15 protein-coding genes and 1 tRNA gene are annotated in these 25,895 nt (G+C 45.8%); 2 read left to right on the top strand and 14 right to left on the bottom strand.

Features of this window, described 5'->3' with window-relative positions; all coding sequences use genetic code 11:
* Nucleotides 1-35 precede the first annotated feature (35 nt).
* Nucleotides 36-818, top strand: coding sequence for a TerC family protein (locus NIASO_RS19340; RefSeq protein WP_008582470.1), 783 nt, complete (start codon nucleotides 36-38; stop codon nucleotides 816-818).
* A gap of 130 nt (nucleotides 819-948) precedes the next feature.
* Here NIASO_RS19340 and NIASO_RS19335 read toward each other — a convergent pair whose 3' ends face one another.
* Nucleotides 949-3,354 (bottom strand): glycoside hydrolase family 2 protein, encoded by a 2,406-nt coding sequence (locus NIASO_RS19335; RefSeq protein ID WP_008582472.1) that lies wholly within the window; start codon nucleotides 3,352-3,354, stop codon nucleotides 949-951.
* Between the two features lie 252 nt (nucleotides 3,355-3,606).
* On the opposite strand from NIASO_RS19335, the gene NIASO_RS19330 reads away from it, so the two are divergent.
* Nucleotides 3,607-3,680 (top strand) — tRNA-Pro (locus NIASO_RS19330).
* A 412-nt stretch (nucleotides 3,681-4,092) separates the two neighbouring features.
* Here NIASO_RS19330 and NIASO_RS19325 read toward each other — a convergent pair.
* Genes NIASO_RS19325 through NIASO_RS19265 form a run of 13 tightly spaced genes read right to left on the bottom strand, consistent with a single transcriptional unit; the run spans nucleotide 4,093 to nucleotide 25,635 of the window.
* Nucleotides 4,093-5,733: a glycoside hydrolase family 43 protein gene (locus tag NIASO_RS19325; protein WP_008582474.1), complete on the bottom strand. Its 1,641-nt coding sequence runs from the start codon at nucleotides 5,731-5,733 to the stop codon at nucleotides 4,093-4,095.
* A 4-nt stretch (nucleotides 5,734-5,737) separates the two neighbouring features.
* Entirely contained in the window at nucleotides 5,738-7,828 is a 2,091-nt protein-coding gene (locus NIASO_RS19320; RefSeq protein ID WP_008582476.1) for an alginate lyase family protein, read from the bottom strand.
* Between the two features lie 8 nt (nucleotides 7,829-7,836).
* Nucleotides 7,837-9,462 carry a hypothetical protein gene (locus NIASO_RS19315; protein WP_008582478.1) on the bottom strand — a complete coding sequence of 542 codons (1,626 nt, stop codon included), beginning with the start codon at nucleotides 9,460-9,462 and terminating at the stop codon, nucleotides 7,837-7,839.
* A gap of 9 nt (nucleotides 9,463-9,471) precedes the next feature.
* Nucleotides 9,472-11,403, bottom strand: coding sequence for a glycoside hydrolase family 127 protein (locus NIASO_RS19310; protein WP_025299162.1), 1,932 nt, complete (start codon nucleotides 11,401-11,403; stop codon nucleotides 9,472-9,474).
* A 41-nt stretch (nucleotides 11,404-11,444) separates the two neighbouring features.
* A complete protein-coding gene (locus tag NIASO_RS19305) occupies nucleotides 11,445-12,869 on the bottom strand; it encodes a glycosyl hydrolase family 28 protein (RefSeq protein WP_008582482.1) in 1,425 nt (474 codons plus the stop codon).
* Nucleotides 12,866-14,254: a sugar porter family MFS transporter gene (locus NIASO_RS19300; RefSeq protein ID WP_008582484.1), complete on the bottom strand. Its 1,389-nt coding sequence runs from the start codon at nucleotides 14,252-14,254 to the stop codon at nucleotides 12,866-12,868. Before NIASO_RS19300 ends, NIASO_RS19305 begins: the two co-directional genes overlap by 4 nt.
* Nucleotides 14,255-14,268: 14 nt before the next feature.
* Entirely contained in the window at nucleotides 14,269-16,164 is a 1,896-nt protein-coding gene (locus NIASO_RS19295) for a glycoside hydrolase family 97 protein (RefSeq protein WP_008582486.1), read from the bottom strand.
* A 3-nt stretch (nucleotides 16,165-16,167) separates the two neighbouring features.
* The gene (locus NIASO_RS19290) at nucleotides 16,168-17,373 is read right to left on the bottom strand and encodes a glycoside hydrolase family 88 protein (protein ID WP_008582487.1); all 1,206 of its coding nucleotides are present in this window, start codon (nucleotides 17,371-17,373) and stop codon (nucleotides 16,168-16,170) included.
* Nucleotides 17,374-17,379: 6 nt separating this feature from the next.
* Nucleotides 17,380-19,140 (bottom strand): DUF4979 domain-containing protein, encoded by a 1,761-nt coding sequence (locus NIASO_RS19840; protein WP_008582490.1) that lies wholly within the window; start codon nucleotides 19,138-19,140, stop codon nucleotides 17,380-17,382.
* A gap of 40 nt (nucleotides 19,141-19,180) precedes the next feature.
* Nucleotides 19,181-19,543: an IPT/TIG domain-containing protein gene (locus NIASO_RS19280; RefSeq protein ID WP_008582492.1), complete on the bottom strand. Its 363-nt coding sequence runs from the start codon at nucleotides 19,541-19,543 to the stop codon at nucleotides 19,181-19,183.
* Between the two features lie 38 nt (nucleotides 19,544-19,581).
* The gene (locus tag NIASO_RS19275) at nucleotides 19,582-21,354 is read right to left on the bottom strand and encodes a RagB/SusD family nutrient uptake outer membrane protein (protein ID WP_008582494.1); all 1,773 of its coding nucleotides are present in this window, start codon (nucleotides 21,352-21,354) and stop codon (nucleotides 19,582-19,584) included.
* A 21-nt stretch (nucleotides 21,355-21,375) separates the two neighbouring features.
* A complete protein-coding gene (locus NIASO_RS19270) occupies nucleotides 21,376-24,558 on the bottom strand; it encodes a SusC/RagA family TonB-linked outer membrane protein (RefSeq protein WP_008582495.1) in 3,183 nt (1,060 codons plus the stop codon).
* A 48-nt stretch (nucleotides 24,559-24,606) separates the two neighbouring features.
* Nucleotides 24,607-25,635, bottom strand: a complete 1,029-nt coding sequence (locus NIASO_RS19265; protein ID WP_008582497.1) for a LacI family DNA-binding transcriptional regulator — start codon at nucleotides 25,633-25,635, stop codon at nucleotides 24,607-24,609.
* Nucleotides 25,636-25,895 lie beyond the last annotated feature (260 nt).

Here is a 25,895-nt window from a genome sequence, read left to right as displayed (position 1 = left end):
CTTTTTTATTTATTTCGGCTTCCGAAATATTCACCATGGAGTCACTAATCAGCTTCCTGATCCTTGCGGTGCTGGAAATCGTGCTCGGGATCGACAATGTTATTTTCGTAAGTATCATTTTAAACAGGCTTCCGAAAGACCTCCGGCCAAAAGCCCGCCGGACCTGGATGTTCACCGGCATTATTACCCGGTGTTTGCTGCTGGCGGCCCTTAGCTGGTTGCTGAGCCAAAAGGGAAAGTACATTATCCCCGAATCGTGGCTGGGAAAAGGGTTTGACCTGGCAAGCATCGTTATGCTCGCCGGCGGTTTATTTCTTATTTACAAATCGGTAAAAGAGATCCATCACAAGCTGGAAGGTGAAGATCCGGCAACCGCATCCACCAACCAAAAACCACTGGGCTTTAGCCAGGCAATAGGACAGATCCTGGTAATTGATGCCGTATTTTCCTTTGATAGTGTAATAACCGCTGGCGGTACGGCCAAACATATCGAGATCATGATCGCGGCAGTGATTGTTGCCATGTTCGTAATGTTTACCTTCAGCGCCCGCATATCGGACTTTATCATGAAGCACCCTACTATCAAAATGCTGGCCCTGTCGTTCCTGGTAATGATCGGTGTAAGTTTGATCATTGAGGGCTGGAATGCCGACGCCGCACATGAACTGCACTTAAAGAATTACATTTATTTTGCCATGGCTTTTTCCTTTACAGTAGAATTGCTGAACATGGTAATGCGAAAGCGGCAGCAAAAGAATGTAGTGCATTTAAATGGTCCGCAGTTGCCGGTCAATAGCGAAAGAAACGTGGAAAAATAAGGGTATTACCTGGCTTTTAACCTTATTGTCCCGGTGAGGTCTTACTCGTAAAACAGCGTATCATGACGGGAGAAGTAAACTTCCCATGTTTATCGTTTGACATTTCACGATTAACAAGTGTCTTAGGTTATTAAACAAGCGTTGATTTAACCTTAGCGCGCAGCACCCCTATTTCCACTTTTTGTTTACCCAATTCCGGGTGCAAAGCGGTTACCACTATTTTGCCTGAACCACCTGGCTGCGTCCTGATCCAGACAGCGGCCACCCCGCCGCTTTCATTCAAATTAAATGGATTATCGCCTATAAGCTGCCCGGGGCCACTGATTTGAAATTGCACGATCCCTTTGCCCCCTATCCTGTAATTGCCATAGGCATCCGTAATTCCAAATTCCACGCGGGTGGCATCTACCCCGTCACCTGTAAGCTCCGGATCATCCGCTATCATCCTAAGCCGGTCCTTTTGACGATCGGCCGAAAATCGCCGGCTCAATAAACGCTTTCCTTTGAGATAGCCGACAATTTTCAATTCCGGCAACCCGGTTCCTTTCCACTCCAGATCCCCAAAAAACGGAGGATACTTTAGGTTGTAAAAGTTTTTTATATCCGGCTGTAAACTGCCGTGGAGGGTATCATTAATATACAGTTCTAATCGGTCGCAGTTAGAGAATATAGCCACATTTTTCCCGGGGCCATGCGGCGTTTCCCTTCCAAAATCCCAGTAAAAATCCGGCTCAATTACCGGGCGTAGTAACGGATCTGTTTGCGCCATATAAAAGGAAGCTCCTAATTTCGGAACCCGGAAAAAATCGGCCACGCCGGGATATTTTACGGTTCTGTAATGATTAACCAAACTGGCATATTCAAAAGCGCACCAGGCAATCACCCCGCAATTGTGTTTATTTAACCTAGCTTTTTGATGCGCCTGAGCATGCCAGATTGCCTGATGTTGCATCGTGGCAATAGTTCCCGATCGTCTGTAATAACTGTCGAAATTTTTTCGCTTTGCGTAATTAAATTGCCCCACTGCTTCTGCCAGCATGTAAGGAACGCCTTTCTCCGGTTCGTTGATCCCAACGTTTCCATCAGGATCAGCATGATAGTCATCAAATGCCAGCACATCCTGATGCCAGTCTTCCTTCCAGGTTTTCATGCTATCCGGCGTCATGCTGCCCGAAGTGGGTCTGCTGCCGTCCAGATTTTTTGCTATTGCTTTAGTACGCCGGTACAGCACCGGGTCATTAGGAGATTCATTTACCCGTACGCCCCAAATAATTATTGACGGATGATTCCTGTCGCGCAGTACCATATCTCTTGTATTTTGCACCAGCAGCTCCTTCCATTGCTCATCACCCAGATAGCCCCAGCCCGGAACTTCTTCCCATACCATCAGCCCGAGTTCATCACAGGCATCCAGGAAAGCGGTGGATTGCGGGTAATGCGAGCAGCGCACCATATTACAGTTCAATTTCTTTTTCAGGATCAACGCATCATTTTTCATCACCCGGGCCGGCATTGCACCGCCCACATAAGGGAATATTTCATGCCGGTTTAATCCGAAAAGCTGCAAGCGGTTTCCGTTTAAAAAAAATCCGTCGGTTGTAAATGCAGCTTCCCGGAAGCCAACCCGCTCTTTATAGCAGTGCACCATGCTGTTATCGATATAAAGTCTTACAATAACCCCATAAAGATGGGGAGTATCTATATCCCAGAGCCGGATATTTTTTAGATCACTCAGCGTAACCGCAACTTCTTTTGTTCCCGTCTTATCTATTATTACTGCAGTACGGGTAGCGGCAACGGTTTTGTCTTCTTTTACCAAAGTAACTTCCAGCGCTGCGTTTTTTACCGGAGCAACGGAAGTGTTCAGCGTGCATTTTACCGAAACATTTCGCCCCGGGTTTAATACATCCACCGGTTTTGCAAAAACATCCTGTATAAAGATCTTGGGAACTATCTTTAGAGAAACCGGGCGGTAAATTCCGCCTGCCTCCAGGTAATCGACCCGGGCAGCCCCTTTAACCGACCCTTGCGGAGGCACATTGCTCCAGCGGGCATCTACCATAACCTCAAGCAAATTCTCTTTTTTTACATAAGGTGTGATTTCATATTCAAAAGGCAGATAGCCCCCGTAATGTGACGGTAATTCCTGGCCGTTTATGCGCACCACCGCACCCACCATAACGCCATCAAAATGGACGAAGACCCGCTCATTCAAAAAAGCAGCGGGTAACTCAAATGATTTTTGATACTGCCATAATGCCTGCCAGGATGCAGGGTCCCAGTCCTGCCAGGAAAGATTCGAAACACAATGCGGGATCGTTACCGTCTGTTCCGACTGCCGTGCAATCGTTCCCGCATGCGGTCTAAACTTCCACCCCGTGCTCAGCGGAATGACCTGCGGAATAAAACCGTTTGCTGCCGTTCTGAAAAGCTGGCCATTGAAAAGATCTTTTGGAGACAAGATGATAGGTAACCCACCAAGGGCCAGGTTTCCTAAAAAGGCTTTTCTTGAAATACCGTTTTGTTTTGCTTTCATTGGCAGAGAGGTTCAACTGATTTTAAGGCAAGTTTCTTATCGAAAGATACTATAACACCTGCTAATAGCTATCGCTGCCTGAATAAATCTTTTTCGTTTATAAAAAATTTATTAACTATCATTTATATTTGTCTCCCATTCGGGATGTAGCGTCCCGCTGTGGCGGGATAGCGCCCTTCGTTCGGGACGGAGAGGCCGCGTGGCGCCTGAAACGCCATCTTCCCGATCGATAACTTGTGAAGAAATTTTGCGCGGGATGTAGCGCAGCCCGGTAGCGCGCTTCGTTCGGGACGAAGAGGCCGCTGGTTCGAATCCAGTCATCCCGACAAAAAGGATATCAATTCCGGTTGAACCCTTGCAAATATTTTGATTTGCAAGGGTTTATTTTTTTACAGCTTGTCAAATCATTTCAAATAATAGCCTAATTCGGGTGAGTAAATCGGTGAGTATTTACGGGCACGGATTTTGCACTCACCCAATAGCGGTTAACCTATTGTATCCCATACAGTTGTATCATTTTTTTTGATACGATCTGAGAGGATTCGAAAAGGATTGGAACCAGCGGCGCATTGATTCACAAGGAATGGGCAATATTTTTTTACCTCAAATAACCAAAGCTACAGACAAAACAATGCAGGTTTATATTTCAATATGGAGGCCCAGTTAATTATTGAGCTTAAAGACACCGAAAAAATGCAGCATCCATAAATCTTTTAATTCATACGAGAAGGGGAAGGGTCATTTAGTAATTCTGAACCAGTCCACATCTGCATATCCACCGATTCGTTCTTTAGGGGTTGCCACAGAAAACAACCCTATTTTAGCCCCGGTCCACTTAACAGGCCGGGCCTTAAATGGAACGCCGATGTTGTTAAAACGAACGCCATCATCACTGTAACTAAAGACACAATTTGCATCGGGGGCACCCACATGCACACTCAGGTAAACAACACTGTCTTTAAGCGCCCTGGTTTCTATCGTACGTTCGGGACCACCACCTACAGCATCATTACAAATCACCTGTGTGACAAAAAAGCCCTTGTCCGTTTTATGAATATCCAGATAAGCATAATCATCCCCCATAATAATCAGGCCCGCTTTTTTATTTTGATAAACATCCCATTCTATATTCCATTTTATTTTAACAGTGGCGGTGAAAGAAGGTGCGGGAAACTTTTGCAAAAGCAAATTGGGCACCGACCATAAATTCCGCCCCGTGTCTGAAGGAACAGCAAATAGTCTTAAAAATCCGCTCTTTCGTATTAAAGCGCTCCATTGTATTTTAGGGTTCCCCTGCCATTGCCATTGCAGTCCTAAGCCATCATTATTAAATTCATCGCTTTCTGCCGGAGTTTGTGTAGGGTAAACATTACCAATATCCGGTTTTTTGAATTGCATGACCGGTACTCCCGTGCCGTCACCATCCTTATCATCGCCAATGACCGGCCAATCGTTTTTCCATTGTACCGGCTGCAAATGCACCACTCTTCCATAAGCGCCTTTATCCTGAAAATGAAAAAACCAATCTGATCCTTTTGGCGTTTGGACCAACGCTCCCTGATGCGGGCCATTGATGCCGGTATTGCCCTGAACCATTACCACCTTTCGCTCATAGGGGCCAAAAATATTTTTTGAACGAAGCGCAAGCTGCCACCCCGTAGCGACACCACCAGCCGGGCATAGAATATAATAGTAGCCATTTCTTTTATAAAACTTGGGGCCTTCAACGGTGTGATCCATCCCGTGACCATCATAGATATGTTTCCCTTCATCAATTACCGAAGTACCTTCCCTATTCATTTTAAAAACAGTGAGCAGGCTGTTTACCCCCGCACGGCTCGCTGCCCAGGCTACAGACAGGTAGGCCTTCCCGTCATCATCCCAGAACACCGAAGGATCAATAATCCCTTTACCGGACAATACCATTACCGGTCGGCTCCACTCTCCTGCAGGATCTTTAGTTTTGATCATGTAAATGCCGTAATCCGGATCGGGATAATATATGTACAATTCATTATTATGATAGGCAAAAGATGGAGCCCAAACTCCTTTCCCCTGTTGTGGCGTATTGAACGATTCTTCAGGAATTTGCTTTTTTAAAGCATGGTTGATAATGCTCCAGTTTATCATGTCCCTCGAATGCAGAATTGGCAACCCTGGCGTACAATTAAAGCTGGAAGCCGTCATATAGAAATCATCTCCAACCCTGATAACATCAGGGTCGGAATAGTCGGCATTTAAAACAGGATTCTTATAGGTACCATCGCCATTATCCGACACCCACACCTTTGAGATATAGGAGGATTGTGCATTCAGGGAGTTCAACTCAATCAGCGTTACCACTGCAATCAATATAAAATATTGAATATTTTTTATCATTGATTTATAAATTAACCGTCCCGTCACTTTTCAGTTTATCGATACGCACCTTAGTGCTATTCTGTATACCGGATGCCACTGAAATGCCCAACAGGCCAGTTGCACCAATATGAATTGTTGTACGACCCGTGTTCCCCCAACTGTTCCCGTCATACGAAGTATAAGCGGCAACTTCATCTCCTTTTTTCTCCAGCTTTAACCAAAAACAGCCGGTAAGTCGTCCGAAAGTTGCTGCCTGGGTGGTAAGGTTTCCTCCTTTTGCAATAAGCTTCGTTTCTGCCCCGTTCGCCGTACGGCTTTCCAGGCGCGTATGCCAATCCGGCTCTTCGGGCTGGCCAGTTTTGCCCGGATATAGGGATAAGGTTACGAACGGCGCCCCAGTTGTGGTATCTGCCCGCAGCATAATCCCTATAACCGAAAATTGAGAACTGGGCTGAGGCAAGATACGGACGATCAAAGACCCGCGTTCCGTAACTCCGGTATATGTAAAATGCAGAGCGTCGGTTATAGCGCCGATACCCTTTCCGGAAGCATCAATACAAAGTTGCGTGCCGTTGTAATAGCTTATACCGGTTTTGATTGCCCCTATGTCGGTCTGGCGCCAACCTTTCGGAAGGCCCGCTACTGCCGCACGGGGAAAAGCATCCACGCTTCGTTGTTTGTCTTTTACCGTTTCAATGCTGTAATAGTATTGCTCAGTGTTTTTGACGGCACGGTCAACAAAAGTATCGGCGGCTATATTTTTTGCGATCTGAACAAATGGCCCTGCCAGGCTTTTTGCTCTTTTAATAATATAGGTATTGTTTCGGCCAATGGTTTTGATCCATGACAATGAAATAGCGCTGCTTTTTCCCAATGCTACAAGACCAGCAGGTGCGGCAGGCTTTGCAGACTTTCTTTCCCCCAACGGTGGTTGATCATTTACCCAGGCAAAAAACAACGTTCCATAACCGGGATGATCGGCACCGGGTCTCCCCGCTCCTTCAGGCCGCAGCTTTTTCACCACCGCTTCCACATAAGGCGCTTTCATCCCTTGTTGCACCACATAATGCGCATACACCTGCTCAAACAAGGGCCTTAGCGCACCCCTGCCCTTATCTGAAATTTTATAATGATGATATTTACCGGTTCTATCCAGCCATTCCTCAAAAGGCATATCATCATTGTTCAAATTATATTTCGCCACATATTCAAAACCTTTTAGCAGGCGGTTGTCATCATAAGCATATAAATCCAGCCCCTGGTTCCAGGCAATGGCGCAGCATTCAGCCAACATGCCAATACCTAATTGGGAATGAGGCTGGTCGCGCCCGCTTTCCTGTATCTGGCCCGCGGCGTTTATAATGTAATTTTTTAAACTACCATTTCCCCATCCATGGGTATAATAGCTTAAAGCGGCTTCAAATATTTCCCGGTCATTACAAAATACGCCTATTGCCAGGCAGGTCTTCATGGCAGCAGCATCCCAGTTCCCATTGGCAAAAGGCGCATAATCTTTTAAGATGGGATAAACCACTTCTTTAAAATGCTTCTCGGTCATTTTAATGTCGACCTCTTTCCACCCTGCATGTGTATACCGGATAATCTCCGCAGCATTAACCATTTTAAAGGGGCCCAAACCCGCCATGAGTATAGCATCACGACCGGTGATCGATTTCAGCGTTTGGGACCAGGCATTAATAAGCGCTATTGATTTTTCGGAATATCTTTTGTCGCCGGTTATCGCCCACATGACCGCGTTTTGAAAAGCGGCATTGGCGTCATTATCATAAGTCGACTGGCCCACCGTCGGATTACGGCCAACCATTTCCAGAGGCCCTTGCATTTTATAGTTAAATTGAGATGCCGGATCTCTGGCAAATACTTCATATCCCGAAAAAACCGGCTGTTGTTTTAATCGCACAGCAACCTGCATCCGCTCAATATCTGTTTTGCCAAGCAGAATACCCGGGTGAGTAAAACGCTGGGCTATCGAATGTGTGGTAACCAATAGTACTATCGTTCCAGTAAAACAATAACGCAGTGCCCCTACTCTTTTAAATGCCGAGATCACAAGGTTCCATTCAACCGTCCACTTAAATTTATCAGTCATCATATAAAATACTATCGGGTTATGTAAAAACTTCTTTCCACCGGTGGGGCAGATTGTACTTTTCCTTCCACTCCATATTGCCACGCCATTAGTGTGACCTTCACCGGGTATTTAGCCCTTGGGGGTATTTTTGTAAATACAATCTTGTTACCAACTATTTTTGCTGGTCCCTGGTGCACATAATAATAAACCGGCAATCCGCTGTCAGCTTCCCCATTCAGTCTGACATATTCAGTTCCTTCTTTTACATCCGCTATTGCGGGAAATAAGATATGCTGAGGTTTTCCTTCGGTAAGCGGGTACACTACTTTAAAGTTAAACTGCTGCACCGTACTTTTATAGATGCTATCTCCCTTGTTATAAGCCGCCAACCAGACATCATTAGTACGTTTTGCATTATTTAACCCCATTCGATAAAATCGTAGAGCAAAGGTTGTATCATTTATTTTTTCTACCGGGCCACATATGCGCTCGATGCCTGTTGGTATACCTGAATGAGCTTTCGAATAGGCCTGATGAAGTGAATCGGTAAATACAGCGGATAAATGAATGGCCAATGTTTTGCCTTCAGGCTTCAATGCGCCTGCATTATACTGCGCATGGCTTTGGGCATCGAAAGGAAACAGCTTTCCAGCAGCGGAGAAACTAATATATTGCGGCATTTTTTTTCTTTCATGCGCATAGTATTTTTCGGTTGTTTCCGCTATCTCTTCATCAAAATACCAGAACGCATCATGGGGGTCACCTTTGTATTGCGCCACTGGCGCGGGAAGTGGCCGTTTTGAAGAAAAAGGCTCCCATCGCCGGGCCAGCCAGCCATTTCCAGGATTGACATTGAGCAGTGGCACGGGTTTATTCAATGGCTGGTTTTCCGGCAGCCGGTATTGCGCGGCTTTTTTTAAAAACAGGCAGATGTAGTTTATCACTTCGTCAGACACATCAAAATGACCATGCCCGGCGTCACATAAAAAAGAAATACAGCTCTCAGGATACATCATTCGGAATGCCAAAGCCGGGTTCACCCTTGCTTCCCACCATTCATATTCTCCTTCGATCATCAAACCAGGGATGCCATCAATATTCCTGTTTCTGCCCCACTCAAGATTCTCCAGTCCGTATCCGGTAAGGTTGGTTCGTGGCGCATCGCCATGGTAGGAGATCACCGCTAATGTCCGGTTCTTGTTCCACGCGGCGAAATTCCAGGGGAAGGTCGCCATTGCCGAATGCCCCAATGGAACAATAGGTGCAAACTCCAGCTCACTATAACCACTTACATCGGCAAGATCCTTCATCATATTGTCAAAAACGCGCTGACAACCATTTTTTACATCCCATCGCTGATCTATGCCCGGTGTAATCCAAATAACCGCAAAGCCCAGCGCCCGAAGGGTTTGTCGAAAACCCGGATTATTAAAGATCGTTTCCTCACACATATTATGCTGGCCTACAATCACCGCCCGCACCTGCCGGCAGTTGTCCGGAATCCATAAAAAAGCATCAGGCGCTTCATTTGTTTCGGCAGATATATAGTTTTTCAATTGCACAGACCATTGGTATTCCTGCGCGGCGACCTGCACAACACAAAGAAAAACAGCAGCTATTAAAAAAATTATCCGTTTTGTTTTAATACCGTTCATTCAAAATATTTATTTAATGATGTGCCAGTATACAACATAGCGTTCCCGGTGAATATCATACAAAGGTCTTAATACAACTTGTTCTTTAGCCGTTTTAAACGTGAGCGGCTGCTCCTTTACCTGTTTTATATACTGATTAATGTTCGCTGCATCAAGTGACAATACAGTATCAATATTCGCCGGAACATTATAGTTGTAAGTATAGTAATCATTGTGCTTCGCCGGATCCGAATAAGGCTCCCTACCCTTAAAGTTCCCGGTGCCCATTATGCCGGCCAGCACTACCGGACCATAGGCAATTGCAGCAACAGACGGGTTGTCATTCGCAGGAATGGTCCGCAACTGCATCCGATAGTTCACTTCAATGCGATCGTTCTTTTTCCATATACGCTTAATAGAAATATAGCTATCGGCCGCCTGTTCTATTTTTATTGATCGGCCATTTATTGTAATCGTTGGCCTCCCTGCCACCCAGTCAGGATAACGGATGTTTATGGTGAGGGGAAATTCAGGAGCCTCATCAATCGTGAACTTCATATTTCCGTCTTCCGGAAATTTTGTCTGCTGCATTAGCCTGAAACTTTTCTCTTTCCAATTCAGATCAGAAGGAATAAAAAGGTTGATATATAAATCATTTTGAGTATGATAATAGATGCCCTCGCCATATTTTGCCTGATTTTCAAAACCCGTGCCTACGCAGCACCAAAACGAACTGTCGGGGGTACTATAGACTTTGTGCGCGCCGGGCAGCATGGGTAAAAAATAAGCGATCATACCGGTGGCCGGATCCTGCTGACCCAGGATATGGTTGAACAATGCTTTCTCATAATAATCGGCATATTTTACATTGCCGCTGTGAATGTACAAATGACGCGTCAGCTTCAGCATATTATACACATTGCAGCTTTCGCCGGTATACCCGGTTAAATGGGTCGAAATGGCATCCGGTTGAAAAAAATGTTCGCGATCGCTATTGCTGCCGGTAGCAAAAGAATGATGTGTTGTGACCCTTTGCCAGAAGAAGCGAACAACAGCATCTCCGCCCGCATTGCCTTCAATTTCATAATCGCGTGTTACGCCAAGTAGTTTGGGAATGTAGGTATTGGCATGTGCACCTTTTAGATTGTCGATCCCGGCTTTTAAGGGATCAAGCATCCGGTTATCATAGAAAAAATTGCCCAACCATTTATCTTTTTCATCTCCTGTTATAGCGTAAAGATTAAAAAAGACCTCATTCATTCCTCCAAATTCATTCCGCAGCATTAACGTCCGCTGGCCTGCTGTAAGCGGATGCAGTTTTTTATAAGCCCAGGCAGAAAAGTTTTTGGCTATATCCAATGCCTGGTCGTTGTTGCAATATAAATATTGATCCAACACGCCCGCCAGAATTTTATGCAGCGTATACCAGGGCGCCCAAACTTTTTCACCCCGGATATTCCGGTTGATAAATTCCTGCGGAAATGCGCTGATGTATCCATTTTGATTCAATGTTTTCTGAATCGCAGCCAAAGCTTTTATAATCGTATCGCCCTTTGATTTATAGATCTGCTCCCCCGTTGAAGCATACATTAATGCCAGTCCGGATAAAATATGACCCGTTGAATGGCCGCGCAATTCACAATCCATGGACTCCCACCCCGCATATTTCTTTATTTCATCATAACCGCCTTCATTGGCATCATACATTCCGGCATTGGTATAAAAACTATGCAACAGGCTTTTGAGGCTGATGGCCAGAAGCCAATGCTGCTCCCGGAGCATATTTTCCTTAAACCGACTGTCAAGCAGCTTTACTTCCGAAAGATCAAAACTGTACACTGCGGGCTTTAGCCGGTCTTTTATTGCAAATTTACCTTCATGCTGACCGGGATAGTGGGACTGCGCATGCACCACAGAAACTGACAGCACCAAAAGCGCTAATAATATACTTTTGAACCTCATCTTACCTCCTTTTATATGTTCCAACAACATGATCAACGTATTTACTGCTTCCGGAATTGAATATCCTCAACGTGCTCTCCAACAAAAAATCTCGCGATATCGCTTGTTTTATACCATTTGGGTTTAGACGGCATATCGTCATAAATCAACTTACCGTTTATACGCAAATTTTCAAAAACGATGTTTTTTATTTTCCGGTCATCACTGTACCCGGCAATTACAGATAATTCAGCATGTGCGCCATTGTAGACAATGTCTTTGAACAATACGTTCTCAATACCCCGACCGGGCGATGTACAGTATTTTTTATTAAAGAATACCCGCAGGTTGACTAACTGCCCCTGCCGGAAATCTTCCACCCGGATATTTTCAAAACGAACATTACGTACCAGGTTATTATCACCGGCATCAATGCTCATACAGCCCTGGTAGTCCACCTGCGCTTCTTTATGATCCATGATATCAATATTCCTGTAGATAATATTCTGGAGGGTATCGGGATGAGGGGAATTCCCATGGGTACCGATCAGGATAGGATGCGCCACATCGGCCCACAGGCTGGCGTTTTCCATCACGATATTATTGCATCCTCCCGCAAATCCTCCGCGCGTTCCGTATACCGTTGTACAATCATCGGAATTGCGGCAAAAAACGCCATCAAATAACACATTGTTACTGGCGAAGACATTCAGACCATCGCCCCAGCCATAATAACTGATGCTTTTTACATTGCGGATAACGACATTATCCGAACCTCCCGTGGGACACTGGGTAAGACAAATACCTTCCACTAATACATTTTTTGAATTGGCGATACGAACGCCCTGCTTTACTGAAACATCAATAATACCCCGACCCATAATTTTCACATCATGCGCATGATCTACCAACAACTGTCCCATCAGAACAGCACCACCCGCTACATATACAATTTTGCCAGATGGCACTTTAAGTACTTTACCAAAATCATGTATGCCCGGGCCAAAATAAATAACATTGGTATCGCTTTTATTGTATACGAAATCATCAACGGGGTTGGCGAATAAATGCAGGTTATGAAAAATATCGCCGTTGATTTCTACCGACAAATTGCGCGGCTTCCGTAATTTAAAATATAGCGTATTCCCTTTCACCTCCGACCCAATGTCATACGACAAAGGCCTGACGCGTGCCGAACGAATGCTCCCTTTGTTATTGGTAACCGACAATTCCACCTCTCCGGAAAAATCAAAAGCGCATAGGGAAGCGTCACGCACCATATGTTTTGCAGCCACAACTTCATCCACCTTTACATTATAGGTATACAATTGCTGCCATATGCCCCCGAGCTTGCGCACTTTTACGGTAAAGTCACCGTTATATAAAGACGCCGGCGCATGCTCTGGTCCGGGATAAACCTTTAATTGTTGTGCGGCTGCGCCAGTATATAAAACCAGTAATAATACAACGCCTGCGATCTTTTTCATTTTATCAGTTTTTTTTCCAGTTCCTCCAATGACGCACCTTTCGTTTCGGGCACCCTGGTTAGTATCCACACAAGTTCCAGGAACATCATAAAAGCAAAAAAAGCAAATATTGGCCAGGGGTTATCTTTAAAAACACCATCGTTTGCATCAAGAAAAACAGGGGTAATCAGCGTGATCAGTGCCGCGAACACCCAATGCACACTGGCTCCAAACGACTGACCCAGTGCCCGGATATTATTGGGAAATATCTCAGAGATAAACACCCAGATAACAGCACCTTGCCCAATTGCGTGCGATGCAATAAACAGCAAAAGAAAGGATAACAAGAACATAGGAGACGCGTGCGTATAAAAAGCAAAAGCAACCATACTTAAGCTGATAATATAACCAACAGCGCCCCAAAGCAACAGGGTTTTTCTTCCCACACGATCAATAAAGTATAAACCGACAAACGTGAAAACAAGATTGGTCCCGCCAATGGCAATGGAGTTCAGCAATGAGTCTTTTGAGGCCAGGCCGGCACGCTCTAAAATCTCCGGCGCATAGTACAGGATAAAATTAATGCCCGACCATTGATTAAAAAAAGCCACAAAAAAAGCCAGCCATACAACAGGACAGTATTTTTTATTAAAAAATCCAAGGCTGCCGTTTTGCTGTTCTTTTGCCGCACTGTTTTTTATATCATCCATTTCGGCGGCAATATTTCCAATACCCAATTGCTGCAATACCTGCCGGGCAGCATTATCATCTCCTTTGCGGGCGATCAGCCAGCGCGGACTTTCAGGAATGGAAAACACCAGCAATGTATAAATCAACGATGGGATGGCCATTACGCCCAGCATCCAGCGCCAATCATTTGCACCGCCCATGCCTTTTAAAAAATAATTGGAGAGGAATGCGATCAGGATACCGAACACAATATTGAACTGATACATGGCGCCCAGCCGGCCCCTCGTTCCTGGTGTGGAAATCTCTGAAATATAAGTAGGCGCGGCAACGGAAGAGATGCCGATCCCCACCCCGCCAATAAACCTGAAGAAAGAAAAGACATAAGCATCCTGCGCTAATGCCGACCCGATTGAAGAAACGGTAAAAAATATACCTACCCAAAGCAAGACCTTTTTTCTTCCATATTTTTCTGTTGGAATGCCCCCGAATATGGACCCGATCACGGTGCCCCATAATGCCATCGACATAATAAAAAAGCCATGAAACCAGGGAGACGTATGCCACAATTCCTTTATTGGCATATTGGCACCAGAAATCACAACCGTATCAAATCCGAAAATAAAGCCGGCCAGTGCGGCTATAATGGATATGCCGAACAGCGCTTTACCTCCGTTTACCGATTTGTTTAAATCCCCCGCAGTATTTATTTGCATCATTTTTTATTTTAAGTTTATAGTGGTTGCAGCCATATCGCCTGTCCGCCCGAAGGTTTGAGCTGAACCGGCAAAACCGTTTTTGAAGTTATACCTATTTTTTTTACACCCACTTTGGTATTTGTATTTACAGTATCATCATCACTATAAACGGTTGCCTCGTATTTTTTACCGGCCGGCAAAAAATCAAAACTGATCGTCACCCGCCGGGCCTCGTCATTCGTTATAGTACCCACAAACCACTCCTGTCCCTTTCTGCGGGCAGTTATGATAAAGGCGCCCGGGTGCCCCTGAAGCACTTTCGTTTCATCCCAGCTTGTGGGGATGTTTTTCCAGAAGCTCAGTTCCGGCTCATTGTTGCTCATTGCCGGTTTATCGTACCAAAACAGTGTTTGTACCGGGCTATAATATATGGCGGCTAATGCTAATTGGTGGGCGTGTGTGGTTTTGATCCTTTTATCATAATAACAAATTGTATAATCCGCCGCCCCGGCTATAAACCTGGTAAAGGGTAAAACGGTATTATGCGTTGCATCGGGCATTTCTTCATTGCCCCTGATGCCTTCCGCAGTCATCAGGTTGGGCCATGTCCGCTGTTCGCCGGTGGGGCGCCAGTCATCATGAACATTCACCATTATCCTGTTCGCGGCAGCTTTGCTGAATAGCGCTTCTATCCAGGTTGTCCAGCGGTGCGACCCTGCCTGTACAAAACCAAACTTAACGCCTTTTACGCCCCAATCCCGGTACACCCTAAACAGAGAATCGGACTGCGCCAGTAACGCCTGCTGGTTTACATACAACCAAACCCCGATGCCCTTCTCTTTCCCGTATTTAATAATAGCGGGCAGATCAAAATCCGGTATCGCAACTTTTGTGGCGTCGGAAGCAAAACTAAATGCAGGACCATACCATTTCCAATCGAATAAAATATATTGTAATCCATGTTGCTGCGCGAAATCTATATTATCAAAAGCATCTTTGGTGGTTTGCGTCATTACCCGCATGATCTTTCCGGGCTTTATCCAACCCACGTCTTTTATTTTTGACGGTTCATTAAGGTTCAGCAACAAGCTGTTATTTTGCACCAGGTCGCCTGCGCGCTCGGCGATCATGATCACCCTCCAGGGCGTACCCACGGGCGAGATCAGGTCAACAGGCGTATACATTGATGTAACGATCGTGTGGGGCCGGATATCGCTTAATTTAAATTTCGTACGCGCGTAATCTACCATCGCCGCTTCTGCCAGGCAGGCATACCAGCCATTGGGCAGCTCCAGTGTCAGTGGTCTTTCACTTTCAGCGGGCCAGTTATTTAATGGAAGCAATTGATACGGTGCCTGCGCCCATTCATGGTGCCAGACTTTGGTTCCGGCAGGCAGGGCAAATTCTGTACGTTCATTCATAACACGGTAATAAGTGCCTTTTTCATTTTCCGGGAAAAAGTAGCGCAATGCAACACCTTCATCGTAGGCCCGTAGCTGTACGTCCAGCTTGTAAATAGGGTTGTCATCTTTTATCAAATGAATAACAGCTTCGTTATAATGATCCCTGATATTTTTTTGCTCACCGTAAACCGGCTGCCAGCTGCTATCTTTAGCCACATAATCAATATGCGTTATCTTTAAATTTTCACACCAATCCTTATGTCCATCCACTTTAAGCGCCATCGCCTGTTCGCTCAGGTGATTGTCCAGTTTAATATCCAGCAATGATTCGCCGATCACCGGTTGACCTTTATAATCAACCGTATAAAACAGTGCACGTGTTGTATCAGACATTTTTTTTTGATAGCAACGCACTGTAAGGTTTTTACCGGGAGATTGAATTGTAACTAAAGAGCCGTCAATAATCCGCTGAGCGCTAACAATACCGGAAAAAAATAAAATGCATATGATAAATAATAAATACTTCACTTGTTATAATTTTTCATAAAAAGATCGTTGCTCCTTTAATTTTTTTAGCCGCAATAGAGCTTCGATATAATAATAATCTGCGTAAATAATGGATGCATCTATTTCCCCGCCATTGGGCTTATGACCGGTGCTGTGTAAAAGGAATGCATCATTGGTGTTACGACTTTGGTATTTTTCAGAAGATAAGGCCGTCAGCATTGCAACCGCCTTGTCGAAATACATTTTTGACCTTGCTCTATCCGTTACAAAGGTTGATAATTCCAACAATGCCGAAGCTGTAACCGCCGCTGCAGAAGCATCACGGGGCGCAGCGGGAATAGCCGGATCATCGAAATCCCAATAAGGTATTAGATCTTTGGGCAATTTTTCCAGGTATACATCAGTTACCTTTTGAGCAAAATCAAGAAACCGCTGGTCTTTCGTTTCCCTGTACACCATGGTATACCCGTAAATAGCCCATGCCTGTCCGCGCGCCCACATACTGCCATCGCTAAAACCCTGGTGCGTGATTCCTCTTATTTTTTTGCCGGTAGCCGTATCGTAAACAACAACATGATACGAAGTATAATCAGGCCTGAACTGATTCCTCATCGTGACGGTGGCATGACTCACTGCCATATCATACAGCCTCTTCCCGCCGCCGTGTTTAGAAGCCCAGAATAGCAGCTCCAGGTTAATCATATTATCCATAATGGTGTTATGCCGCAACGGCCAGTCTACTCCCGGAACTTCTCGGGGCCATGACAAAATAGTTCCAACTTTTGCATTATACAATGTGGCGAGTGAATCTGCAGCGCGTAAAAGAATGTTCCTGTACAAGCTGTCCCCCGTTAACCGGTATCCATTGCCCGCACTGCAATACAACTGAAAGCCGATATCATGATCAATTGCAGACGAGTCTACCAGTGGAAACAGCAACCGCGAATAGCATTCCGCGGCTGTTTTCCATTTTGGCTGCTTATTAAATTCATACGCATACCATAATATGCCCGGCCAGAAGCCGCTGGTCCAGTCCCGGTAATTTACACAATACCACTTCCGGCTTCCGGGAGCAATGCTTCGGGGAATGCTTACGGTAGCTTCCGCTGCTGCCAGTGTTTTTGAAGCCTGCCGGAGGCAATAACGCAATGTGCTGTCCGTTTTCACCGAAGCAGTTTTACAACTCCCCAGGAACAGGGCTGCTAAAAGGGCAAGGGCGAGTAATTTCATACAAATTTATTCCCAGCGGTTAAATAACAAAGTACCATAACCCGGATTATCGGCCCAGGCAGGCGCACCTTCCGGCCGGATGTGTTGCAACACCTGCTCTGTGTAAGGCATCGACAATCCTTTTTGCGTTACATAATGGTTATAAGCCATTTCAAACACCGCACGAAAGCTACCCCGTGCATTATCCGAGATATGTTCGGGCGTATAATCTTTATAGTTCCGTTCATGATAATCATACCAGGTACGGAAGGAAACCGTATTCCCTAAATTATAAGCTGCTGTATATTCATACCCGCGCATAATAGCGTTCGCTGATGCCGCATATAAGGGTATCCCCTGGTGCTCGGCAATTTCACATAGCTCTGCCAGCGAGCCCAATGCCAGCATGGAATGCGCCTGGTCCCGGTTGCTTTCCTGCAATTGCCCGGCATCCGAAACAATGTATTGATCGATACTGCCGTTGCCTTCGCCATGATAGAAATACGTGACCACCTTGTTAACCATGGCGGCATCATCCGTATAAACCGCAATGGCCATCAGGGCTTTCATGCAAATGATATCCCAGTTGCCATGCGAAGCCGGACTAAAATTGCGCAAGGTTGGGTAGAATGCGGTCTGCAGCATTTTACCTAATTGAATAGCCGAGGTCTCCGGCCATTTATCATAGGTATAGCGCATGATCTCACCAGCGTTCGCCAGCAAAAAACCATACAATCCGTTTAACTGTGCATCCCCGCCAACTATGCCAACGGCTTTATTAGCGTACGCGTCCAATATCTGTACGGATTTTCGTGCATGCAGGGTGTCGCCGGTAATATACCACATCAGGGCATTGTAATAAGCACCCAGCACATCGCGCTCTACGAGGGCTTTTACAGAACCGCCGCGCACTCCGTCGACATATACATTATTATCCCTGGTAAAATAAGTAAACGGTCCGCGCAACAAGTAATCGGAATGAGAATGGTAATCGTTTTGCAACAACTGGTAACAGGCATAAGCCTGGGGTTTCTGATCCAGCACCAGCGACCGGATGCGGTTGAGATCCGCTTTGGAATGCAGGAGACCGGGATGCTTGAATTGTTTATCAAACGAATAGGGCGTTGGTGGTGGTATATTCAATTTTGCCCGCATGTCTTCTACCGATCGGAAGCTTTTGATCCACGATACGGTATAACCGATATCTCCCGCCGCCAACTGGGCCTGCGTAAGCTCCACTTCTGCCAGTTTGAACTGAAACCTCCACAGGAAAACATCCCCCCCAGGCACGGGGTTTGTGCCCAGTCCCCCATTGCGCAGGTCCCAGTAGTAGATATTGCTGCCATCCGGCTGTTTAATTACCGTATGGTTGTTGTTGCGGTTATTGTAAGAGCCGAGGTTGGTATCAAAAAAGAAGTTAGACTTAGGCGGCTTCCGCATTTTTATGGCGATCACCGGGTAATTATCTTTATTAATAGTGAGACCGTTCTTGCGGCTAAAATCGCCACGGTAATAAGGAACCGTAGCGTTCTGCAGCCACATGGTAGCGGCCATTTTACCATTTTCAAGACGGCCCGCCGGAGCATTCCAGTTGAGCGTATCCATTTTACTGAAGTCATCATTAATATAACCGCTTACCAGGGAGTCTTCCATCAGCGCAAGGTTATCCTGATTCTCTTTAGATAATAGTACCGATGCGGGATCTTTTTCCCGGAATGCTTTTTGACAGGCGCTAAGGCAACAAAAAAAACAAGCCGTCAGCAAAATAAGATTGCCATTTCGTTTCATGTGTTTATTTTTTATCGTTGTATGTTCCTACAAAAAATTATTAATTACGTGGGGTAACGGTGAAAGTGCCTATAGAATCGAGCTTATTGGTCCATACCTGCAGGCTTACTTTTCCTGATGTGGCCGTTGCAGGCACCTGCACTACAATCTGGTTATTGGAGCAGCTTACCACAGTGGTTGCCGGAATACCGCCAAACCAAACTTTTACGGCCCCCGTAAGGGTGTCAAAATTTGATCCTGTGATGCTAACATTACTACCGGGGTAGCCGGTGACCGGGCTCATACCGGAGGCAACCGGAACGGGATAAGTGAAGGTCCGGTAGGCGGGCCCTTTTTCGCAGCCTATTATTATAAAAGTTGCTATAAATAAGCTTCCTATTAAACAGATGAATTTATTTCGCATAAAATCTTTTATTAAAAATGAATAATGAAATGCCCTTATTAATAGCCCGGGTTCTGAAGCAGTTTATTGTTTAATGTGATCTGGCTCAGTGGTACCGGATACAAATAATGTTTTTTGGCAACCGAATGATTTGTTTTACTGTCTACCACCACGCAACTCAGGGTACCTTTTGGCGTTTGCACCGCTTCTTCTCCCAATACATAAGTGGAGGGATGATAGAGCGATGTGGCATTACCCGAGGCATCTTTAAAGGGCGTGTTATACGACGCATCGCCCACCACCATTCCCAGGCGGGAGGGGTTCAGCGCAGCTTCCAGGATACCCCAGCGTTTCAGATCGTCAAAACGGCGGCCTTCGCGATATAATTCCACGGCTCGTTCCCGGCGGATCTCCGTAAGCATATCCAGGCCGTTTGCTGTAACCAAAGCATTACTCAGGTGCGCTACAGCCCCCCTGTCTCTCAGCTTATTAACAGAAGCATCTAACTGCGCGTCCGTAATAGCGCCATTCAACTCATATAAAGCTTCGGCATACATCAGGTATACTTCCGCTAAACGAATAATGGGATAATTGGCTGATTCCGTATTGTCCGTCCTGCGGCTTCCATAACCGTACACAGCATATTTACTATTGGCATACCCGCTGGCGCCCAGGCTGCCATAATCCAATGTAACAGCAGTTGCTGGAGCGGCATTACCGTACAAATAATTGATCAAACGGTAGTCCCTGTTCTTAAATTCATCACCCGTTTTGTGGTATCCCTGGAACAAGGGCGATTTGTCTGGAGGCAGGCCGTCACTACACACCGCCATATCTACAAACTTGCGGCTGGGATAGAGTTGCCAGGAGGTCCAGGTAATATTTTTTCCGCCTTTTTTCAGCGTATAGTCATACACGGTGTATAGAATAAATTCCTTGTTGCCCGACTTATCAAATCCCCCCGGGTTGCTGGCCGCGTCTTCCAGGTTAAATAAATACCAGGAACTTGCATTGGCCATGCTGGTTACCCCGTTTTTATTCCATATTTCGTATCCGCCATTATCCATAATGTCTTTACACAGGGCCACAGCATCTGCTAAATAATTTTTTACATTCGCCGCATCATACCCCGCGGTACCGCCACCTGTTGCTTTACCGTCGCCATCGGTAGACTGGCCTACATATTTTTCCCAGGTTGCCTCATATAATTCCACCTGCGCTTTGACGGCTTCGGCCGCCCATTTACTTACGCGGCCCTTATCGGTAGCCGGTATATTTTGTTCGGTGGGCAAATTAGCAATGGCTCCGTTCAGATCCGAAAGGATCTGCTTTACCACTTCATAGCGGCTGTTGCGGGGCGCAAATAATTCCGGGGAACTTGTGGTCAATACGGTAGTGTCAACAGGCACGCCCCCATAGGTTTTCAATAAGCCAAAATAAGCAAAGGCACGAAAGAAATAAGCTTCGCCCACATACTGGCTGATATTGCCCCCACCAGTATAGCCGCTGGCTTTTGATAATAAGGTATTGCAACTGCGGATACCCGAATAATCCCAGGATCCGCTGGTGCTGGCAGCAATAGTACCATGCCCCAGGTCATAATCAGCATTGTTGGCGTTGGCCGACAGGTCGGAATTATTGTCCATCGTATTAAAATCCCAGCCCGGAAGTTTTCCGTAAAACCCGGTAGCATATGTTTTAAAATCCGCGGGCTTTTTAAAATATACCGCATCCGTAAAATTCGCAGTGGGCTTTAAGTCTATAAAATTTTTCTGGCAGGCAGCAAGGCAGATCAGCGCTCCGGCCATAATATATGTTGACAGTCGTTTCATCTTATAAATATTTTAGCATGATTAGAATCCTATGTTTATACCAAATGCCCAGGTGCGGGCAAACGGATAACCCGAATTTTGCGAGGTCTCGCCCATCTCGGGATCAAACCCGTCCTTAACATGGGCCAGTTCCCATAAATCATTTCCTGAAAAATAAACGCGCACTTTTTCCAGTTTCAGTTTCCTGATCCAGGCCTGCGGCAGGTTATAGCCAACGATCAGCGCTTTTAAGCGGATGTACCGGTTGTTCTGCAGCATAAAGTCGTTGTTGGCATAATCCCATTTTGCACGGGTAGGATTAACCGTTAAGCGTGGATAAGGCGCATTGGGATCATCAGTAGTCCATGTTTTACCGAGGAAAGAAGGGTTCTGATTCGTATAAAGCGCATTAAACGGATAAGACATCCAGCCGTTGCGCATGATCAGTTGTTTTAACTGTCCCTGGAAAAACGCGCTGATATCGAATCCCTTCCAGGAAGCGCCCAGGTTGGTACCAAATGTATAATGCGGTGTGCCATCACCGGCGTAAACCAGTGAACTGGTGCCATTGCCGGAACCCGTTATCGTTCCGCCAGAGCCCGCCATTTTTTTAGTGTCGCCGGGGCGTAAAGCAACGGCCGCATTGTTCTTCGGTAAACCCGCCAGATCGGGGCTGCTGCCATACTGGGCATAATAGGCATCTACATCGGCCTGGTCTTTAAAATAGCCATCGGTTTTGTACACAAACCAGGGCTGATAAGGATAGCCATTCACAATGCCCATTTTACCGGGGGAGTACGAATCTGCGCCCTGAACACCGGTTACTTTTGTAGTGGTATTACTTAGCGTCAATGCAATATTATAGGCAAAATCCTTTACATGATCATCCCACTTCAGAATGGCTTCCCAGCCCTTGGTGCTGAAGTGCCCGCTATTGGTTTTAGGTGCAGCACCGCCCAAAACAGAAGGATAATTTACATTAACCAGCATCCCGATATTATCCTTGCCGAAATATTCAAAAGTTGTATTCAGGCGGTTCTTCAGAAATCCCAGGTCAAGGGCGATATTCTTCATCTTTACCCGCTCCCATGTGCGGTCATAACTGATGATACCATTATTAAGCAGGGAGGAAGAATTTTGTAATGCCGCCGGCAATCCCAAAACAGTGGTGCCTATTTTTACCAGCGACAAATAGTCAAATTCACCCAGGCCGGTTGCCTGGTTGCCGGAGGTGCCGTAGCTTGCCCGCAGCTTACCAAAATTAAGAACAGGGTTAAGCCCATTTAAGAAATCTTCCTTTGTAAATACCCAGCCAACAGAAGCGCCGCCATAGTTCTGAAACTTATGACCGGTAGCGAAGCGGGAGCTCCCATCGATCCTGCCCTGCAGTTCTAACAGATATTTTTCCGCGTAGTTATAATTGAACCGGCCCAGGTAGGCATAGTTGCCGTATTGCGAACTAAACCCATTGTTGGTTTGCACAGCGGTAGAGGCCAGGCTAATGTTCTCAACACCCAGGTCCGTAAATCCTACACGATTGGCGTCAATCCACTTATAATCGGTTTTTTGGGCTTCGATACCTGCAAATGCCGAGATATTATGCAATTGTTTGAAAGAGGTATTGTACCGCAGCAACGCTGAATAATATTGCAGGGTGCTGGTCCACGACTTGGCATAATAACTGGTTTTGGTAGTGTCTGTGCCTCCTGCCCAGCCCGTCTGCCTGGTGCCATACCAGTTATATATCGGTACAGCCAATATATATTTATCTTCCGTAAAGCGTTCGTTCTGCATGGACGCCTTTGCCTCAAGTGACAGTCCTTTTACTATTTGGTAAGTAGCCTTCAGATCTACCCTGCCAGTGAGTGAATTCTGGTTATCCCTCCCCCCGTCTGATGTTAAAGCAGCCGGGTTCCTGTTGGCGCCGCCATCCACCCCATTAAAAATAGGGAACCATTGACCGAAGGGGTTTTTAGCGGGAAAAAAAGGCATGTCGTTTGCGTATAGCGTAGCATCCAGCCCTACAGAAGGTGTGGAAGTTTTGGCATCTACCACGCTGACACCGGTTTCCAGTTTTAAACGGTCGGATAGTTTAATGTCATAATTAAACCGGAGATTGTATTGCTTTTGTCCATCATATGCCGTAGCAAGATTTCCTTTATTATCCGCCATCAGGAAAGACAGGCGGTAGGCCGATTTATCGGTACCACCGGAGATGCTCAGGTTATTCTGGTACGAATAACGGGTGGCAAACAGTTCCTTGATGCGGTTGGTATTAAAAATAAAATAGTCAACATTGGGCCAGGTAGCAAAATGATACGCCCCTTCCACGCCCTGCTGCATCTTCAGCAAATTGTCCTGCGTACCCCAAACCCACCAGTTGGGTGTTGCTTCTTCTTTGTTGGCATCGATCCACATCGTTGCATACTGTTGCATACTGGGCGAATAACCGGTGATACCATTGGTAGTAAAACGCGTATTGCTACCAATATCATAATGAGTTTTACCTTTTCCCCGCTTGGTCGTCACGAGGATAACCCCGTTAGAAGCCGCACTACCATAAATGGAACCGGCAGCATCCTTCAATACCGAAATACTTTCTATATCATCCGGGTTCAGATTTAAAAAGGAGAAGTTATTCAATGCAGGCGTTCCGTCTACAACGATCAGTGGGGTGCTCCCGTTTACGGAGCTCAACCCCCTGATCACAAAGTTCAGGCCCTCATTGCCGGGGCGCGGGGAAGTACGCGTCACCACCAGTCCTGGCGTTTCGCCCTGTAACGCAAGGCCAATATTGGTTACCGCCCGGTCCTGGAATGCTTTTGATGAAACAGTTTCCACCGAGCCGGTAAGGGTGGCTTTTTTCTGGGTGCCATATCCCACCACCACTACCTGGTCCAGATCTTTGGAACCTGGCTCCAGCAATAGATTGTCTAACCTGGCATTTGCCCCAACTTCCTGCTGCAAATAACCGACAGCAGTAATTACCAGTGTAGCATGGTCCGGGGCGTTTAAGGAAAAGGAACCGGCGTCGTTCGTTTTGGTGCCCGAGGTAGATCCTTTTACAAAAACGGAGGCGCCAATAACCGGCTGGCCCGTCTTTGCATCTGCTATTTTGCCGGTTACTGTTTGCGTTTGGGCCATTGCAAAATGCGGGCAAATGGCAAGAAAAACCCACCAGGCTATTAAGCAGGTCCATTTTGGCAATCGTTTACTCTTTTTCATATAATAATTGTTGTTGTTTTTTAAATCGATTTAGCTGTGGTTAAATAATTATACTAGTGGTTTTACTGAAGATTCCCTTCTGATGAGCTGCGCCGGCAATACGATGGTGCGGGGTTCGCAGATCCGTTCTGCTGTAAGCGCTTCTCTTATATTTTGAACGATCGCCCTGGAGATCTCCCCTACAGGCTGTGCCACCGCTGTTACAGAAGGTGAGAATAAACTAAAATGAGCGTTATCATCAAAACCCACTATACCGATATCGCTTCCGACTACCCATCCCAGGTCTTTTAAAGCCTGCAAACCCGCTATGGCCAGGTAGTTGGTGGCAAACAGCACCGCCTCCACCGTTTTATTCTTCTTAAAAAAGTTTCTTATTTGTAGTGAGGTTTGATGAATATCAAGGTTATAAGGGATCTCCAGCAGGATCGTTTTTGACTGCCCGATCTGCGCCAGGGCATCCTTATATCCCAGCAACCGGTCGGCCATTTGCACCTGGTCGGAGCGCAGCGTAACAAAGGCCACTTCTTTATAATCGTTATTAAACAGCTCCATGGTGCCCATATAGGCGCCACCCCGGTTGTCGATCATAATATTGCAGGTGTTCAGCGTCTTAAAATAGCGGTCGTATAAAACAACGGGTTTGCCGGATTCAATTAATTCTGAGATCTCCTGCTCCAGTCCCGGACTGGGCGCTATAATAAAGGCATCTACCTTATGCTCTTTTAACAAATCCAGGATAAGGCTGGCATCGGCGGTCTTATTTTTGGTGCTTATAAAAAGCAATTTATAGCCGCTGTTCTCCAACCCCATTTCCACACCTCTGGCGATGGAGGAAAAAAAAGCATCTGATATATCTTCCATCAGCATTCCAATCAGATTGCTTTTCCCCGTTCTGAGGCTTTGGGCGATAATATCCGGCTTGTAATTAATATGGCCTAAATGATCTTCCACCTTCTTAATCAGTTCACTGCTGATGCGATTTTCCTTCGCCTTACCATTGATGATGAAAGAAATGGTGGTGGCTGACACGCCCAGATCCCTCGCAATCGTATGTATGGATTTCTTTTTCTTGAACATTTTAACAATCGTTAGTATGCAGCACTTAATCCGTTTAGCACTTTTTATTAGCTTTTGAGGTAAACCGATTTAGCTAGATAAATGCAGCGGCTACGATTGCAATATTAAACTGTGAAATGAAGGACAAACGGTGGGTGGTTATCAAAAAAAGGGGGGTAAACTGACATTTTAGAAAAAATGTCAATTATCAAATACCAATTTTAAAATGTTGATTATCAGCTTATAGAAAGGACACAAAGTAGCCAGGCTTGGCAAAACGC

It is taken from the genome of Niabella soli DSM 19437 (assembly GCF_000243115.2).
Taxonomy (GTDB): Bacteria; Bacteroidota; Bacteroidia; order Chitinophagales; family Chitinophagaceae; genus Niabella; species Niabella soli.
Note: the sequence above shows the minus strand (reverse complement) of the source record. Positions and strands in the feature narration are given on the sequence as shown.